Raw genomic sequence first — 991 nt, 5'->3', positions numbered from 1 at the left:
GTTTTTAATTATGAGTAAGAGAACGAAAAAATGGGCATAACTAGTTAATTCTATTATCATTGATAGAGTGAAAATTGAAAGTTGAACCAATGTTATTAAAACTATCCAAAGCGAATTTCAATCAGTTGTACGTTTTCGCAAGAGTTGCAACTGTCATGAATATGTCAAAAGTAGCCGAAGAACTAGACATGTCTAAATCTGCAATCAGTCGTAACCTCAAAACGTTGGAAAATGTTATAGGAGTTACTCTAATTGAACGAACGACTAGAAAAATGCGGTTGACTGTCGAAGGTGACGAATTATTTCAAGAAATCAATCCTCATATTCTTGGATTAGAATCAGTTTTAAATCAGTTGAGTCAGAAAGGTCAATTTGGCCGATCAGGAACGGTGAAAATAGCTTGTTCTATAGAGCTTAGCGAATATTTACTTCTAAATATTGTTCCTCTGTTTAGAAAAAAGCACCCAGATATCGATATACAAATTGAAGCTACCCCAGAAGTTAAAGATCCAGTCAAGGATAATTTTGATGCCGTAGTACGTATTGGGGAAGTGAAAGATAGCGCCTATTACTATAGACCTATAACAACAATTCGTGCAAAAGTGTATGCATCTCGACTTTTTGCTGAAGAGTTAAGTAATCACAACTATGCGGTTGAAAATGTTCCTTGGTTAGTTTCTGATCGTTACCGAATAAAAGGAAGGGAGACTGTAGTTCCTGTTTTGATCGGTAAAGAACCCAAAATGTTACATCTGACAAATATTCATACTAGGATAAAAAGCTTATCTGTAAGGAAAAATCTCGCAATTCAAGGGAGTGGGGTAACGCTACTACCAAGTTTCATTATTCAGCACGAAATTCAACAAGGACAGTTAGTAAGAGTATTTCCAGCCCTTGAATCGCAAAACATTCCTATTGGTTTTTTATATGGGGGAAGAAAGTTACTTCCCCACAGACTTAATGTATTCTTAAATTTTGTTTGTGATTATTT

The 991-nt window shown here is 35.1% G+C and carries 1 protein-coding gene; it reads left to right on the top strand.

Annotated elements, in window-relative coordinates:
* Window positions 1–74: 74 nt before the first annotated feature.
* On the top strand, window positions 75–991 hold a 917-nt coding region (locus L1D51_RS21510), incomplete at its 3' end, for a LysR family transcriptional regulator (RefSeq protein WP_239964843.1).

The organism is Pseudoalteromonas shioyasakiensis, from assembly GCF_022398475.1.
Taxonomy (GTDB): domain Bacteria; phylum Pseudomonadota; class Gammaproteobacteria; order Enterobacterales; family Alteromonadaceae; genus Pseudoalteromonas.
The sequence above is the reverse complement of the archived record's forward strand: the minus strand, read 5'-3'. Positions and strand labels throughout refer to the sequence as shown.